Origin of the sequence: Geobacter sp., assembly GCF_030834625.1 — a bacterium.
Lineage (GTDB): Bacteria > Desulfobacterota > Desulfuromonadia > Geobacterales > Geobacteraceae > Geobacter.
In genome coordinates, this window is the sequence record NZ_JAUQXO010000072.1 from 152,263 (window position 1) to 168,171 (window position 15,909).

Sequence of the window (15,909 nt, forward strand, 5' to 3'; positions counted from 1 at the left end):
CATTATTCTCAACGGCGAGGAATCATGAGACTGGAAGATCTGGCACGGGTCGTTAGTCCCTCCGGAACGGGGGGAGCTCTGGCGCGGGAGATCGAGGGACTTAGCTGTGATTCACGGCAGGTGCGGCCCGGTGGTCTCTTTTTCGCGTTAAGGGGAGTGGCAACCGACGGCCATGATTTCATCGCCGACGCTCGTGACCGAGGTGCGGTTGCCGTGGTGGTCGAAGATCCGTCGCGGGTCCCCGAGGGAATGGCCTGGTTGAAGGTCGACGACGCGCGTCTCGCCATGTCCCGCGCGGCCGCTGCCTTCTACGGCAACCCCACCGACGGCATTCCCGTGATCGGCATTACCGGCACCAACGGCAAGACCACCACAACCTACCTCGTAGAGGCGATCATGGCCCAAGCCGGCATTTCTGCGGCGGTTCTCGGGACCATCAGCTACCGCTTCGGCGATCAGAATATCCCTGCTCCCCACACAACCCCCGAGTCGGTGGACCTGCAGCGGATCCTCCGCGAGCTGGTTGACCAAGGGGCGCAGGGCGTGGTGATGGAGGTCTCCTCCCATGCCCTGGAGCAGCGTCGGGTTGACGGGTGCCGCTTCGACGTCGGCATTTTCACCAACCTCACCCGTGACCACCTGGACTATCACCTGAACATGGAGTCGTACTTCGGGAGCAAGGCGCGGCTCTTTACGGAACTCCTTGCGGCGGACGACACCAAGCCCCGGCGGACTGCGGCCATCAATGTGGACGACCCGTACGGTGTCCGCCTTGCGGGCAGTTCAGCCGCACCCGTACTGAGCTACGGACTGTCTTCCTCTTCCCTGGTCCGGGCCGAGGAGGTTGTCTTTTCGGTCAATGGCATTGCCGGCTCCCTCGTTACACCCCTTGGGACGACATCGTTCCGCTCGCGGCTCCTGGGGCGGTTTAACCTCTACAACATCCTTGCAGCCGTGGCGGCCGGAGTGGCCCTGGGCCTCCCCCTGGAAGCGATCCGTGACGGGATTGAGGGTGACGTTCGGGTGCCGGGGCGACTGGAGCGGGTGGAGAATGACCGAGGGGTGACGGTGCTGGTCGATTACGCCCACACCGGCGATGCCCTGGAGAATGTTCTCAGGACTGTTGCAGAGATCGCCACGGGGCGTATCATCACCGTCTTTGGCTGCGGCGGCGACCGGGACCGGGGAAAGCGGCCGGTCATGGGAGAGATCGCCGGCCGTTTCAGCGATCTCGCGATCGTCACCTCTGACAACCCGCGCACTGAAGATGCCGGGGCGATCATCGTCGAAATTCTCGGCGGCATCCGTCCACTTGGGCTCAGGGAGTATGGGCCGGTCGAACTCTCGACCGGCTTCGAGGCCAAGGGATTCACTGCCGTGGAATCGAGACGCGAAGCAATCAGGCTGGCCGCCCGTGTGGCAAAATCGGGCGATATCGTGCTCCTGGCCGGCAAGGGGCATGAGGACTACCAGATAATTGGTTCAGTGAAACATCATTTCGACGACCGGGAAGAGGCAGCCAATGCCTTCCGGCAAGAGTTACCCGAGGGTCGGGGATAAACGTGCTATTTGCTCTCACAGACATACTCGAAGCAACCGGCGGCACCCTCACCGGAGGGGGGAGCGCGGCAGGGGTGAGCGGTGTGTCCACCGATTCCCGGACGGTCCTGCCGGATGAACTCTTCGTGCCGTTGAGGGGCGAGCGGTTCGACGGACACGATTATCTCGCTGCAGCCTGTGGCCGCGGCGTGGGGATTGTGCTTACCGAGCGCCGGTGGCTAGAGGGACATGAACTCCCCGCCGGTGTCACCGGCATCGCCGTTGATGATTCACTCCAGGCCCTTGGCGACCTGGCTGCCTTCCATCGGCGGCGATTCAGCATCCCTGTGGTTGCCGTAACCGGAAGCAACGGCAAGACTACCACCAAGGAGATGCTTGCCGCCATTCTGGAACAGACCGGCGAGGGGCTCAAGACCGAGGGAAACCTCAATAACCTGATCGGCCTCCCCCGGATGCTATTCCGCCTCAATGCGTCGCACCGCTGGGCAGTTCTTGAAATGGGGATGAGTGCCTTTGGCGAAATAGACCGTCTGGCCGAGATCGCCCGGCCGGACGTGGGTATAATCACCAACGCCTTCCCGGCACACCTGGAGACCCTTGGAAGCGTCGAGGGGGTGGCGAAAGCCAAGGGGGAGCTTTTCCTGCGGTTGCCTGCGGAAGGGTGCGCCGTATTCAATGCCGATGACCCGCTCATCGCCCGGTGTCCAACCCCCGAGGGGGTCAAGCGGTTTTCCTTCGGTCTCTGGAATGCCGATGTCACGGCCGAAGCGGTTGAGAACCTCGGTCGCCTCGGGCAGCAGTTCCAACTCTGCTTGCCGACCGGCGCCGTTTCGGTCCGCCTGCGGGCTTTCGGCCGGCACAACATCTCCAACGCCCTTGCAGCCGCTGCAGCGGCCCATGTCCTCGGCGTGACGCCCGAAGCGATAGCCAAGGGGCTCGGTGCATTTGCCCCCTACACCAGGCGGTTCAATCTGGAGGAGGTGGGGGAGATCATCCTCATTGACGACAGCTACAACGCCAACCCTGCCTCCATGGCGGCGGCCCTTACTACTCTTCGTGAGATCCGCGAGGGGCGGCGGGCCGTGGCGATTCTTGGCGACATGCTCGAACTGGGTGACGGTGCCGAAGAGGCCCACCGTCAGCTGGGACTTCTGGCAGCCACCTGTATCGACCGTCTCTACGTGATGGGAGCGATGGCCGGTATCGTTGCCGCCGGAGCCCTCGAAGGGGGGCTTCCTGAAGAGGCGGTTACGGTTGCGACGAGCCACGATGCAATCGTGGCGGACCTGCGGAGGGCTGCCGCCGCAGGCGACTTCATTCTCGTGAAAGGTTCCCGGGGATTGGCCATGGATCGGGTCGCGGAAAAGATACGTGAAGTCTTTGCCGCGTCCTTCGGGAAGGGGGCCAAGACCTAATGCTCTACCATCTCCTCTATCCACTGGCGAGCGATTTCAGGATCTTCAACGTCTTCAAGTATCTGACGTTCAGGACCATCTATGCCGTCATCACGGCCCTGGTCGTTTCGTTCATACTCGGCCCCTGGGTCATCCGGAAGCTGGAGGCCCTCCAGGCACGGCAGGTGATCCGCACCGACGGACCCGAATCCCATCTGAAAAAGTCGGGGACCCCCACCATGGGGGGAATCCTCATCCTGGCATCCATCGTGATCCCGACGCTCCTGTGGGCGGACCTTACCAACCGGTACGTCTGGACCACCCTCTTTGTCATCGTGGGTTACGGGCTCATCGGTTTCACCGACGACTACAAGAAGGTCGTGGAGAAAAACCCCAAGGGACTCTCCCCCCGGCAGAAGATGGCTTGCCAGTTCCTGATCGCCGGCATGGCGGTCTGTTTCCTGGTCTTTGTGGTGAATATATCCACTGAACTCTCCTTCCCCTTCTTCAAGCGGCTCCACCCCGACCTCTCGTGGTTCTATATCCCCTTTGCCATGGTAGTCATCGTCGGGGCAAGCAATGCCGTGAACCTGACCGACGGTCTCGACGGCCTGGCCATCGGTCCCGTGGCCATCAACGCCGGAACCTATCTGCTGTTTACTTACATAGCCGGCAATGCTAAACTGTCCAGCTATTTGCAGACCCCCTACGTGCCCGGCGCCGGCGAGCTGGCGGTCCTTTGCGGGGCCATGGTGGGAGCGGGAATAGGGTTCCTCTGGTACAACGCCTACCCTGCCGAGGTCTTCATGGGTGACGTGGGCTCCCTCTCCCTGGGGGGCGGGCTCGGCACCCTGGCGGTCATCACCAAGCAGGAGATCCTCCTCGTCATCGTCGGGGGGGTTTTCGTCATCGAGGCCCTGTCGGTCATCTTTCAGGTTGGGTCCTACAAGTACCGGGGCAAGCGGATCTTCCGCATGGCCCCCATCCACCACCACTTTGAGCTCAAGGGGGTGGCGGAGCCGAAGATCATCGTCCGGTTCTGGATCATCACCATCATCCTGGCGCTGGTGGCGATCTCGACCCTCAAACTGAGATAGCATGGAAATCACGGGAAAGAACATACTCGTCGTCGGTCTCGCCCGCACTGGTGTAGCAGTAGCCCGCTTCCTGGTGCGAAACGGGGCGCGGGTTACCGTGACCGATCTCCGCGATGAAACCGCCCTAGCTGGGCCTCTCGGGGAGCTGGCAGGGCTTCCCGTGCAGTACGTACTGGGGCGCCACGACGAGGCCGACTTCGCCGCCGCCGATATGGTGGTGGTGAGCCCCGGTGTGCCCCAGGAGAGTCCCTATCTCCAGGCGTCCCGCAAGGCCGGACGCGAGGTTATCACCGAGATCGAGCTGGCGTCCCGGTTTGTCGCCGCGCCCATGGTGGCCATCACCGGCACCAACGGCAAGACCACCACCACGACCCTGACCGGCGAGATTTTCTCCGCCTGCGGTTACCGGACCTTCGTGGGGGGGAACATCGGCAATCCCCTCGTCGAGCTGGTCGAGGGGGGGGAGCCGGTGGAGCGGGTGGTGGTGGAGATCAGCTCCTTCCAGCTGGAATGGATCAGCTCCTTCCGCCCCCGGGTTGCGGTGCTCCTCAATATCACCGAGGACCACCTGGACCGCTACGCCACGTTCCAGGAGTACATCGACGCCAAGGTGCGGATATTCGAGAACCAGGATGCGTCGGACTTCGCCGTGCTGAACTTGGATGATCCCATCGTGGCCGCCATTGCCGGGCGGATTGCCGCCACGGTCTTCCCCATGAGCCAGCGGCAGGAGCTTGCCGAGGGTATCTTCCACCGGGACGGCGTCATCACCTTCCGCCACCGGGGGCGCGAGGAGCGTTTCCCCACCGCCCGGTTCCGGATCACCGGGGTTCACAACATCGAAAATACCATGGCCTCCCTGGCATCGACGCTCCTCTTGGGGTGTGACGCGAAACGGGCCCTTGCGGCCGTCGAAGCATTTGCCGGTCTTCCCCACCGGATGGAACTGGTGCGGGAGCTGGCCGGCGTCCGTTACTATGAGGACAGCAAGGCCACCAACGTGGGGAGCGTGGAGAAGGCCCTGGCCAGCTTCGACACCATCACCCTTATCGCTGGGGGGAAGGACAAGGGGGGCTCCTACGGACCCCTTGCCCCGCTGGTGAAGGAGCGGGTGCGGCACATGGTGCTCATCGGCGAGGCCCGGGAACGGATGGCCCGGGAGCTGGGGAGCCTCACCGACACCCGCATGGCCGCGACCCTTGAGGAGGCGGTTGAGCTTGCCGCGAGCCTCACGGAGCCGGGGGGGGTGGTCCTTTTCTCGCCGGCCTGTTCCAGCTTCGACATGTTCCGCGACTACGAGGAGCGGGCCCAGCGCTTCCGCGCGGCAGTAAACGCCCTCGGCACGGGAGAGAACCCGTGAAACTGAACTGCAACCTGAACCTGAAAGAGATCGAGCGCTACGACCTGGTCATCCTCCTGATGGCGGTGGCCCTCACCTGCTTTGGGGTGGTGATGGTCTACTCGGCCTCGTCGGTCATGGCCACCAAGAAGTTCCACGACGGGTTCTACTTCCTGAAGCGCCAAGGTATCTACGCGGTTTTGGGCTTCGGGGTCATGGTGCTCGCCATGCGGATCGACTACCGCCAGTGGCGCGAATACGCGGTCCCGATTCTGCTCGGCTGCCTGGTGCTGCTCCTTCTCGTGTTCATTCCGGGTATCGGCGGCACCGCCAAGGGGGCCTCCCGCTGGATCAGGTTCCCCGGCTTCAATTTTCAGCCGTCGGAGCTGGCCAAGATCGCGCTGATCATGTACATGGCCTACTCCCTCGACAAGAAGCAGGAGAAAGTGAAGTTCTTCTCCACCGGCTTCGCCCCCTACATGGTGCTCCTTGCGGTGCTCCTGGCGATTCTCCTCAAGCAGCACGACCTGGGGGCGGCCCTCACCATGGGGGGGGTGGCCATCCTGATGCTCTTTGCCGCCGGCACCCGCCCCCGCTATATTCTCGGGATGGTGGTGCTGGCATTGCCGTTCCTCTACTTTCTCGTCATGAACGTGGACTACCGGCGCCGCCGCATCCTGGCCTACCTGAACCCCTGGGAGGACCCCACGAACACGGGCTTCCAGATCATCCAGTCGTGGCTTGCCTTCGGCAATGGCGGCGTCATCGGCCAGGGGCTCGGCGAAGGGAAGCAGAAGATGTTTTATCTCCCTGAGGCCCATACCGATTTCATCCTGTCGGTGGTGGGGGAGGAACTGGGACTCATCGGTGTGCTCGTTATCGCGGCCATGTTCCTGATGCTCGTGCTCCGGGGGGTGCGGGTCGCCCTCATGTCCCAGGATCCCTTCGGTCGCTTCCTTGCCTTCGGGATTGTCACGCTGCTCGGTATCCAGGCCTTCGTCAACATGGGGGTTGTTACGGGGCTTCTGCCGACCAAGGGGCTGGCGCTTCCGTTCATCAGTTACGGAGGCAGCTCCCTTATTGTAACCCTCTTTGCGGTGGGGATTCTCCTCAACGTGTCAACCAGGATGAAGGGGACGCCATGAGGCTTCTGATCGCAGGTGGCGGAACTGGCGGGCATCTTTTCCCCGGTATTGCGGTGGCGGAGGAGTTCCTCGCCCGCAAGAAAGGGAACGAGGTGCTCTTCGTGGGGACCTGGAAGGGGATCGAGGCGCGGGTGCTGCCCAAACTGGGCTACCGGCTCGAGTGCATCACCGCCGCCGGTATCCGCGGAAAGGGGAGTGTGGCCCGGGCCAAGGGGCTCGCCAAGTTCCTTTACGGCTACGCCCAGTCCCGCAAGATCCTGAAAGAGTTCAAGCCCGACCTGGTTCTCGGGGTGGGGGGCTACGCCTCGGCCCCGGCGCTTCTGGCCGCCCGGGGGATGCAGATCCGCCGGTTCATCCACGAGCAGAATGCAATCCCCGGCTTCACTAACAAGATGCTCGCCACGGTTGCCGAACGGGTCTTCATCTCCCTGGAGGAGTCGCGGAAGTTTTTTCCCGAAGAGCGGACGCTGCTGACCGGGAACCCCCTCCGTCGCCAGATTCTGGAGCAGGTCGCCCTGGCTCCGCAGGTGGAACGGAGTGACGAAGCCTTCCGTCTTCTCGTCTTCGGAGGTAGTGCCGGCGCCCACCGGATCAACATCACCATGGGCGAGGCGCTCCCGTACCTGACAGACGTGAAGGGGAGGCTCAGGATCACCCACCAGACCGGAGAGAACGACCTGGAGGACGTGACTGCCGCCTACGAAGAGCAGGGATTCGCAGCCGAGGCGGTTGCATTCATCGATTCCATGGCCGATGCCTACCGCTGGGCCGACCTGGTCGTCTGCCGGGCCGGAGCCACCACCATCGCGGAGATAACCGCCTGCGGCAAGCCGTGCGTCTTTATCCCGTACCCCCACGCCGTGGATGACCACCAGCGACGCAACGCCGAGGCTCTCCTCAAACACGGGGCCGGGTTCCTGGTCATTGAGCAGGAACTCTCCGGCGAGGTGCTGGCGAAGACCATCCGGGAACTCATGGACGACCCGGCGCGGCTCAGAGCCGTCGGTGAAGCGGCCCAAGGGCTCGCGCGGCTGGATGCGGCGCAGGTGATTGTCGACGAGATGATGGCAACAACGAAACCGTAGGGGCGGGGAAACCCCACCCCTACACGAAAAAGAAGGAACCATGTACGGAAAAATCGAAAAAATCCATTTTGTCGGCATTGGTGGCATCGGCATGAGCGGCATCGCCGAGGTGCTCCTGAATCTTGGGTACACGGTGTCCGGCTCCGACCTGAAGCAGTCCGACACCACCGACCGGCTCGCATCCCTTGGGGGGGAGATCCATTTCGGCCACGCCCGGGAGAACATCTCCGCCGTCGACGTGGTGGTGACCTCCACGGCGGTCCATGAAGACAACCCCGAGGTTGCCGAGGCGCGGCGGCGGATGATTCCGGTGATCCCCCGGGCCGAGATGCTGGCCGAACTGATGCGGATGAAGTACGGCATCGCCATCGCTGGCACCCACGGCAAGACCACCACCACCTCCATGGTGGCCACGGTCCTCACCCACGGCGGCATCGATCCGACCATCGTCATCGGCGGCAAGCTCAACACCCTTGGCACCAACGCCAAGCTCGGCCAAGGGAAGTTCCTGGTGGCCGAGGCCGACGAGTCCGACGGCTCCTTCCTGAAGCTTTCCCCCACCATCGCCGTGGTGACAAACATCGACGCCGACCACCTGGACTTTTACACCGGCGGGATCGAGCAAATCAAGGATACCTTCGTCGACTTCATCAACAAAATTCCCTTCTATGGCTTGGCGGTCCTCTGTCTCGAAGACCGCAACATCGCTGAGGTGCTTCCCCGGGTGAAGAAACGGTTTGTCACCTATGGTCTTTCATCCCAGGCTGACATCCGGGCCACCCACATCCGTCTCGAAGGGGGAACCACCTCCTTTGTCGCCCACTACAAGGGGTACCGGATGGGTGAGGTTTCGTTCGCGATGCCCGGTGCCCACAACGTGCTGAACGCCCTCGCGTGCATCGCCGTGGCCATGGAGCTTGACGTCCCCTTCGCCCAGATTCAGGAAGGGTTTGCCACGTTCGGCGGCGTGGGGCGGCGCTTCCAGGTCAAGGGAGAGGTGAACGACATCACCGTGGTGGACGACTACGGTCACCATCCGGCCGAGATCAGGGCAACCCTGGCCGCCGGCAAGAGCGGCTGGCCCGAGCGTCGGCTCGTGGTGGCCTTCCAGCCCCACCGGTTCAGCCGGACGAAGGAGCTCTTTGCCGAATTCGTCACCTGCTTCTACGACGCAGACGTGCTGGTGCTCACCGACATCTACTCGGCCGGGGAGGCTCCCATCGAGGGGGTCACCGCGGAGCGGCTGGCAGAAGAAATCCGCAAGCACGGCCAGCGCGACGTGACGTACGTCGCCGACCGGGAGGCCCTGCCCGATCACCTGCTGCAGGTCGTGCGGCCCGGCGATATCGTCCTTACCCTTGGCGCCGGCAACATCTGGCAGGCCGGGGAGGCCCTGCTCCGGAAGCTGGGAGCATCCGAGGGATAGTTCTTTGAATGATGAATTCTTTGCCGCTCTCCGCGCGCGGGTGAGGGGGAAAATTCTTCGGGGCGAGCCCATGGCGCGCCACACGTCGCTGAAGGTGGGAGGGCCGGCCGACTTTTTCGTCACCCCGGCCGACCGGGATGATCTCGCGGCACTCCTGGTGCTCCTGGCCGAGACCGGAACCCCGTTCCTGGTGGTCGGCGGGGGGTACAACCTCCTGGTGCGGGACGGTGGCATCCGGGGAGCAATCATTTCCCTCGCGTGCTTCGAGGAGATGGAACAACTCGGTGGGGGAAAGGTTCGGGTAGGGGCCGGGGTGACCAACCGGCGGCTCGTGCAATTTATGCGAGACGGCGGGCTTGGCGGCCTCGAGTTCCTCTGCGGCATCCCCGGCACGGTCGGCGGAGCCCTGGCCATGAACGCCGGCGCCCACGGCGAAGCGGTTCTCGACCATGTGGAGGAGCTCGTCACCATCCGGGACGGGAAGGTGCTGCAATCCGGCCGCGACGGTCTCGATTACGGCTACCGGTTCCTGAGGCTTGCGCCCGGCGAGATCATTGTCGGGGCCACCTTTCGCCTCGAACCGGCCGATCCCGACCAGATCGGCGCACGGATCGCCGGTTACCTGGAACACCGGGCCACGAGTCAAAAAATCGGCTTTCCCAACGCCGGGTCCTTCTTCAAGAACCCCGAGGGGGCAGCGGCCTGGCGCCTCATCGACGGCGCAGGGCTTCGGGGAGAGCGGGTTGGGGGCGCCCAGGTGTCGGAGTCCCACGCCAACTTCCTGGTAAATCGGGGAGATGCGACGGCTGCCGATTTTCTGGCCCTGGCAGCCCGGATCAAAGACGAGGTAAGACAAATAACCGGCATAGCTCTTGAAGAAGAGGTGCGGATTGTCGGTGAAGAGTGATTAAAGAAGCGCTTCCAAGGAGCGTCGGGGCGGGAAGACGATGACCAGCGACGAACTGAAAACCAAGAAGATCGGTGTACTCATGGGTGGACTCTCGGCCGAGCGTGAGATTTCCCTCTCCAGCGGGGCCGCGGTGCACAAGGCGCTCCTGGCCCGGGGATATGACGCCATTGCCATCGACGTGGACCGCGATCTGCCGCAGATGCTCGTTCGGGAGTGGATCGACGTGGCCTTCATCTGCCTCCATGGCCGCTATGGTGAGGACGGGGCGGTCCAAGGTGTTCTGGAACTCATGGGAATCCCCTATACGGGTTCGGGGGTGCTGGCAAGCGCCCTGGCCATGAACAAGATTTTCGCCAAGCAGGCCTTTGCCGCCTCCGGCCTCACGATAACCCCCCATCGGGTGCTCGTGAGAGGTGAATCGTTTGACCCTGCCGCGGCCGGTTTCGGTTTTCCCGTGGTGGCTAAGCCTTCCCAGGAGGGGTCGTCGGTGGGAGTGAGCATCGTGAAAAAGGCGGAGGAGCTCCCCGCCGCTCTGGAAACAGCCTTCCGCTACGACCGGGAGATATTGGTGGAGCAGTTCGTCAAGGGGCGGGAGATCCAGGTGGGGATCCTCGACGACCGGGCCATGGGGGCCATCGAGATCGTGTCGAAGAATGAGTTCTACGACTTCGAGGCCAAGTATACCGACGGCATGGCAGAGCACATCTGCCCGCCGGTGCTTCCCGCCGACCTCTACCGGAAACTGCTGGCCGAAGGGGAGAAGGCTCACCGGGCTCTCGGATGTGCCGGGTACAGCCGGGTCGATTTCCTGGTGACCGAGGGGGGGGCGTGCTATCTCCTTGAAGTGAACACCCTGCCGGGGATGACGGCCCTGAGCCTTCTGCCGGAGATCGCCCAGAAGGAGTCGGGGATTGGTTTTGAGGAATTGGTGGAGCGGATTCTTCTGTCGGCGTCGCTCAAGATAGGGACTGGGGACTAGGGCTGGCAAGATGTGCGGGGCCATCGGAATACAATGCGCGATTTGCACGTAAAAACAAGGATCCAGCCGGCACAAAAGAGCCGCAACCGGGTGAAGCGGGAGCGGAAGCCGATCAACTGGCGCCCCATCGTCACCTGGGGAACCCGGATCGTGCTCGGCGTGCTGATCGTGGCGGTCGTGGGGATCGCGGGGTACGAAGGATACCGGTTCACAACCCAGATCAAGATTAACCTGCTCCAGGTGGAGGCCATCGAGGTATCCAAGCTCAGGCATCTTACCCGCGACGAGGTGGTGGACCTGACCGGGGTAAGGCCCGGTGACTCCATGTTGGGACTGCGGCTGCGCCACATCGGCGAGCAGCTTGCCAAGAACCCCTGGATCGAGACGGTGCAGGTGCGCCGCTACTTCCCCCACACCCTCAGCATCGAGGTGGTGGAGCGGGAGCCGGTGGCAGTCATGAATCTGGGGTTCCTCTACTACATGGATGCCAAGGGAGAGGTCTTCAAGCCCCTCACCCAGGGGGACAGCCTCAATTTTCCGGTCATAACCGGCATCACCGAGGAGGAGCTTGCCCGGGATCCCAAGGGGACGAAGGAGATTCTTACCGGTGCCGTGGCCCTGATGGACCTCTTGAAAAAAGGGCGCGTTTTCACCCTGGCCGACGTCTCCGAGATTCACATCGACAAAGGATTCGGCCTTACCCTCTTCACTGCCGCCGGCGGGGTGCCGGTGCGGCTCGGTACGGAAGGGTACGAGGACAAGCTGGCCCGTTTCGCCACGGTTTACGGGGAGCTCAAGGAGCAAATGGTTGCCGTTGAGTACATCGACTGCGACTACCAGGACAAGATCATCGTCAAAAAAGGATAAAGCGGGGGAGGGGGATACACTATGTCGGCACGAAGGGATAACCTGATCGTGGGGCTCGATATCGGCACAACGAAGATCTGTGCCATCGTCGGCAACGTCACGGAGGACGGCATCGACATCGTCGGGATCGGCAGCAGCCCGTCGCGGGGGATGCGAAAAGGGGTGGTCATCAACATCGAGAGCACCGTCGAGTCCATCAAGAAAGCGGTCTCCGAGGCGGAACTCATGGCCGGCTGCGAGATCCGGTCGGTCTATGCGGGTATCGCCGGGGGCCACATCAAGGGGTTCAACTCCCAAGGGGTCATCGCCATCAAGAACCGCGAGGTGACCTCCGAGGACGTGAAGCGGGTCATCGACGCAGCCAAGGCCATCGCCATCCCCATGGACCGGGAGGTGATCCACATCCTTCCCCAGGAGTTCATCATCGATGACCAGGACGGCATTCGCGAGCCCCTCGGCATGAGCGGAGTAAGGCTCGAGGCCAAGGTCCACATCGTCACCGGCGCCGTGGCCAGTGCCCAGAACATTGTCAAGGCATGCAACCGGGCCGGGCTCGACGTGGCCGACATCGTCCTGGAGCAGCTGGCCTCCTCCGAGGCGGTCCTGTCGGCCGACGAGAAGGAGCTGGGGGTGGCGCTCGTCGATATCGGCGGCGGCACCACCGACATCGCCATCTTCGTGGACGGCGCCATCAAGCATACGTCGGTCCTGTCGCTGGGGGGGAACCACCTGACCAACGACATCGCCGTGGGACTCCGGACCCCCATGGCCGAGGCTGAGAAGATCAAGCAGAAGTACGGCTGCTGCATGGCTTCGCTGGTGGGGAAGGACGAGACCATCGAGGTGCCGAGCGTGGGGGGACGCAAGCCGCGGATCCTTTCCCGGCAGCTCCTGGCCGAGATCCTGGAGCCGCGGGTGGAGGAGATCTTCACCCTGGTGAACCGGGAGATCCTGAAATCGGGCTTCGAGGACCTGGTCGCTTCCGGCGTGGTCATCACCGGTGGCACCACCATCCTCGAGGGGATGCCGGAACTGGCCGAGCAAGTCTTCAATCTGCCGGTACGGCGTGGGCTTCCCCACAACATCGGTGGGTTGGTGGATGTTGTCAATTCGCCGGTCTACGCCACCGGAGTGGGGCTCGTGGTCTACGGGAGCAAGAACGTCGGCATCCGCGAGTTCCCCACGGCCCAGACCGACGAGAACCTCTTCCGGCGGGTGAGCAGGCGGATGAAGGAGTGGTTCGGGGAGTTCTTCTAGATGCTTTGTGCAAATCACATTCACGAATTGTTCTAACTGTATGTTTTGTTCTGCATTGCGATGACAACCAAACACAACATGAAAGGGAAAAGGGGGTAGGGGTATGTTCGAATTCGACGAAAGCATCGATCAGTGTGCCAGTATCAAGGTCATCGGTGTCGGCGGCAGCGGGGGGAACGCAGTCAACACCATGATCGCCAATCAGGTGGGGGGAGTAGACTTCGCCGTGGCCAACACCGACGTGCAGGCCCTGCGCAACTCCAAGGCACCGACCAAGATCCAGATCGGCCGCCAGCTCACGAAGGGACTCGGGGCCGGGGCCGACCCGTCCAAAGGGCGCGAAGCGGCCCTGGAGGACCGGGAGCAGCTGGCCGAGACCCTCAAGGGCGCAGACATGGTCTTCATCGCCGCCGGCATGGGGGGCGGCACCGGCACCGGCGCGGCGCCGATCATCGCCGAAGTGGCGAAGGAAGTGGGAGCCCTCACCGTCGGCGTCGTAACCAAGCCGTTTTCCCGCGAGGGAAAGCAGCGCCTTGCCAAGGCCGATGACGGGATCAGGGAGCTCAAGAAGCACGTGGATTCTCTCATCGTCATCCCCAATGACCGGCTCATCGGGTTGGCCGGCAAGTCCATGTCGATCCTCGACGCCTTCAAGCCCTCCGACGACGTGCTCCGTCAGGCGGTTCAGGGGATTTCCGACCTCATCACCACCAGCGGCTTCATCAACGTCGACTTCGCCGACGTGAAGGCGATCATGAGCGAGCGGGGCATGGCCATGATGGGGATTGGCATCGCCGCCGGGGAGAACCGGGCGGTGGAGGCGGCCCTGCGGGCCATTTCCAGTCCTCTCTTGGAGGATGTGGACATCTCCGGCGCCAAGGGGGTGCTCGTTAACATCTCCGGCTCCTCCTCCATGACCATGGACGAGTTCGAGGCGGTTAACCGGACCATCCACGAGAAGGTCCACGAAGAGGCCAACATCATCATCGGCGTCACCATCGACGAGAACCTGGAAGACCAGATCAAGGTGACCGCCATCGCCACCGGTTTCGGCGACCGTTTCGACGTGGAGAAGCAGCGCCAGGAGCTGAAGACCGTCACTCCTCTCGGCGGCCGCCAGGAAGTGAACCGGGAGATCCCCACGTTCATCCGCGAGAAGCAGCAGCGGGAGCCCTCCTACAACCGGCAGAAGGGGTTCTTCTCCGATGAAGACGACCAGTACGACATTCCGACGTTCCTGAGAAAATCGGTCGATTAGCAGGAAATGGGGTGCGCCGTGGGGGCCGTCTGGACCCACGGCACATTCTGCCCCTTACGTTTCAGTCATTGCTTTCAATTTCCCGGCTCCCCGCTTACCCCCTCCTGGGGGGCCGGGCCTTTTTTCCCCTTTCTGAATCGTTTCCCGCCGTGGTAACCTCTATCAATGTCGTGGAAAATCATCGAAAAGTCCCGGCGTCTTCTGGCGCAGGAAGAGGGAAGCACCCCTAAGCGCCGCGGCGGCAAGCTGACGGTCTGCCTCGTCTACCCGAACCGGTATGCCATCGCCATGAGCAACCTCGGCTTCCAGGCGGTCCATGCGCTGCTGAACGCCGAGCCTGACGTCCTCTGCGAGCGGGCCTTCCTCCCCGACCCTGACGACCTGCGTGAATACCGCCGCAGCGGCACCCGGCTTCTCTCCCTGGAGTCCCAGGAACCTCTTTCCTCCTTCGACATCATTGCCTTCTCGGTCTCCTTCGAGAGCGACTACCTGAACATCCCCGCCATCTTCGAGCTGGCCGGCATCCCGGCCCTGGCCGCGGAGCGTACTGCGTCCCATCCCCTCGTCATGGGGGGCGGGGCGGCACTCTTCCTGAACCCCGAGCCGGTGGCCGATTTCCTGGATCTGGTCTGCGTGGGGGAGGGGGAGCCAATACTCCCGGCGCTCCTGGACTGCATCCGCACCGAGGGGATCGGCGACCGCCAGGAGTTTCTCGCCAGCGCATCACGGCTTCCCGGCATCTACGTGCCGTCCTTCTACGAAACGGAGTACGATGGTGCCCGCGTGGTGTCGAGGCAGACAAAGGGCGGAGCGCCGGAGCAGGTGGGGCGGCTCTGGATGGCAGAGCCCGATGGGCGGGCCACGGTGTCCGAGATTTTGACGCCTGGCACCGAGTTTTCCGACATGTATCTGGTGGAGGTTTCCCGGGGGTGCGGGCGGGGGTGCCGCTTCTGCGCCGCCGGATTCATCTACCATCCCTACCGGCAACGGTCCCTCGATGCAGTGAAGGCCGCCGTTGCCGAAGGTCTCACCCACCGGCGAAAGATCGGGCTCGTGGGGGCCGCAGTCTCGGACTTTCGGGAGATCGGCGACCTCTGCCGGCACATTCTGGCGGAAGGAGGGACGGTGTCGGTCTCGTCGCTTCGGATCGACCGTCTCGACGACGGGATGATCGAGGTGCTCAAGGCAAGCGGACATAAGACCGTAGCCCTGGCCCCGGAGGGGGGAAGCCAGCGGATACGTGACCTTATCAACAAGAACCTGACCGAGGAGCAGATCCTTGCTGCCTGCGACCTCCTCATCGGCCACGATATCCTGAACCTGAAGCTGTACTTCATCATCGGGCTTCCCACGGAGACCACGGACGACCTGGAGGAAATGGCCCTCCTCGTGGGTAAGATCCGCGAACGGGTCATCGCCGCGGCCAGGAAGAACAAGCGGCTCGGCGAGATCATCCTCTCCGTGAACCCCTTTGTCCCCAAGCCCTTCACCCCGTTCCAGTGGTGCGGCATGGAGGAGGTCCCCTCCTTGGAGAAAAAGCTCAAATACCTCCAGCAGGCGGTGGGGAAGCTCTCCAACGTGCGGCTCATTGC

At 63.1% G+C, this 15,909-nt stretch carries 13 protein-coding genes; all 13 read left to right on the forward strand.

Features of this window, described 5'->3' with window-relative positions; all coding sequences use genetic code 11:
• Nucleotides 1–24: 24 nt before the first annotated feature.
• Nucleotides 25–1,560 (forward strand): UDP-N-acetylmuramoyl-L-alanyl-D-glutamate--2,6-diaminopimelate ligase, encoded by a 1,536-nt coding sequence (locus tag RCH91_RS17575; RefSeq protein ID WP_306536309.1) that lies wholly within the window; start codon nt 25–27, stop codon nt 1,558–1,560.
• A 2-nt stretch (nt 1,561–1,562) separates the two neighbouring features.
• Nucleotides 1,563–2,975 carry a UDP-N-acetylmuramoyl-tripeptide--D-alanyl-D-alanine ligase gene (gene murF, locus RCH91_RS17580; protein ID WP_306536310.1) on the forward strand — a complete coding sequence of 471 codons (1,413 nt, stop codon included), beginning with the start codon at nt 1,563–1,565 and terminating at the stop codon, nt 2,973–2,975.
• On the forward strand, nt 2,975–4,051 hold the full coding sequence (gene mraY, locus RCH91_RS17585) for a phospho-N-acetylmuramoyl-pentapeptide-transferase (RefSeq protein WP_306536311.1): 1,077 nt from the start codon (nt 2,975–2,977) through the stop codon (nt 4,049–4,051). Before murF ends, mraY begins: the two co-directional genes overlap by 1 nt.
• A gap of 1 nt (nt 4,052) precedes the next feature.
• Nucleotides 4,053–5,411, forward strand: coding sequence for a UDP-N-acetylmuramoyl-L-alanine--D-glutamate ligase (gene murD, locus RCH91_RS17590; RefSeq protein ID WP_306536312.1), 1,359 nt, complete (start codon nt 4,053–4,055; stop codon nt 5,409–5,411).
• On the forward strand, nt 5,408–6,535 hold the full coding sequence (gene ftsW / locus RCH91_RS17595) for a putative lipid II flippase FtsW (protein ID WP_306536313.1): 1,128 nt from the start codon (nt 5,408–5,410) through the stop codon (nt 6,533–6,535). Before murD ends, ftsW begins: the two co-directional genes overlap by 4 nt.
• Nucleotides 6,532–7,620: an undecaprenyldiphospho-muramoylpentapeptide beta-N-acetylglucosaminyltransferase gene (gene murG, locus RCH91_RS17600; RefSeq protein ID WP_306536314.1), complete on the forward strand. Its 1,089-nt coding sequence runs from the start codon at nt 6,532–6,534 to the stop codon at nt 7,618–7,620. The genes ftsW and murG overlap by 4 nt, the downstream gene beginning before the upstream one ends.
• Before the next feature lie 40 nt (nt 7,621–7,660).
• On the forward strand, nt 7,661–9,046 hold the full coding sequence (gene murC / locus RCH91_RS17605) for a UDP-N-acetylmuramate--L-alanine ligase (protein WP_306536315.1): 1,386 nt from the start codon (nt 7,661–7,663) through the stop codon (nt 9,044–9,046).
• A 4-nt stretch (nt 9,047–9,050) separates the two neighbouring features.
• Entirely contained in the window at nt 9,051–9,953 is a 903-nt protein-coding gene (murB, locus tag RCH91_RS17610; RefSeq protein ID WP_306536316.1) for a UDP-N-acetylmuramate dehydrogenase, read from the forward strand.
• A 40-nt stretch (nt 9,954–9,993) separates the two neighbouring features.
• Nucleotides 9,994–10,935, forward strand: a complete 942-nt coding sequence (locus RCH91_RS17615) for a D-alanine--D-alanine ligase (RefSeq protein WP_306536317.1) — start codon at nt 9,994–9,996, stop codon at nt 10,933–10,935.
• 33 nt (nt 10,936–10,968) lie between these two features.
• Complete coding sequence (locus RCH91_RS17620; RefSeq protein WP_306536318.1) at nt 10,969–11,802, forward strand: cell division protein FtsQ/DivIB; 834 nt, start codon at nt 10,969–10,971, stop codon at nt 11,800–11,802.
• A 21-nt stretch (nt 11,803–11,823) separates the two neighbouring features.
• Nucleotides 11,824–13,059: a cell division protein FtsA gene (gene ftsA / locus RCH91_RS17625; protein WP_306536319.1), complete on the forward strand. Its 1,236-nt coding sequence runs from the start codon at nt 11,824–11,826 to the stop codon at nt 13,057–13,059.
• A 103-nt stretch (nt 13,060–13,162) separates the two neighbouring features.
• On the forward strand, nt 13,163–14,317 hold the full coding sequence (ftsZ, locus tag RCH91_RS17630) for a cell division protein FtsZ (RefSeq protein ID WP_306536320.1): 1,155 nt from the start codon (nt 13,163–13,165) through the stop codon (nt 14,315–14,317).
• A 165-nt stretch (nt 14,318–14,482) separates the two neighbouring features.
• On the forward strand, nt 14,483–15,909 hold a 1,427-nt coding region (locus RCH91_RS17635; protein WP_306536321.1), incomplete at its 3' end, for a radical SAM protein.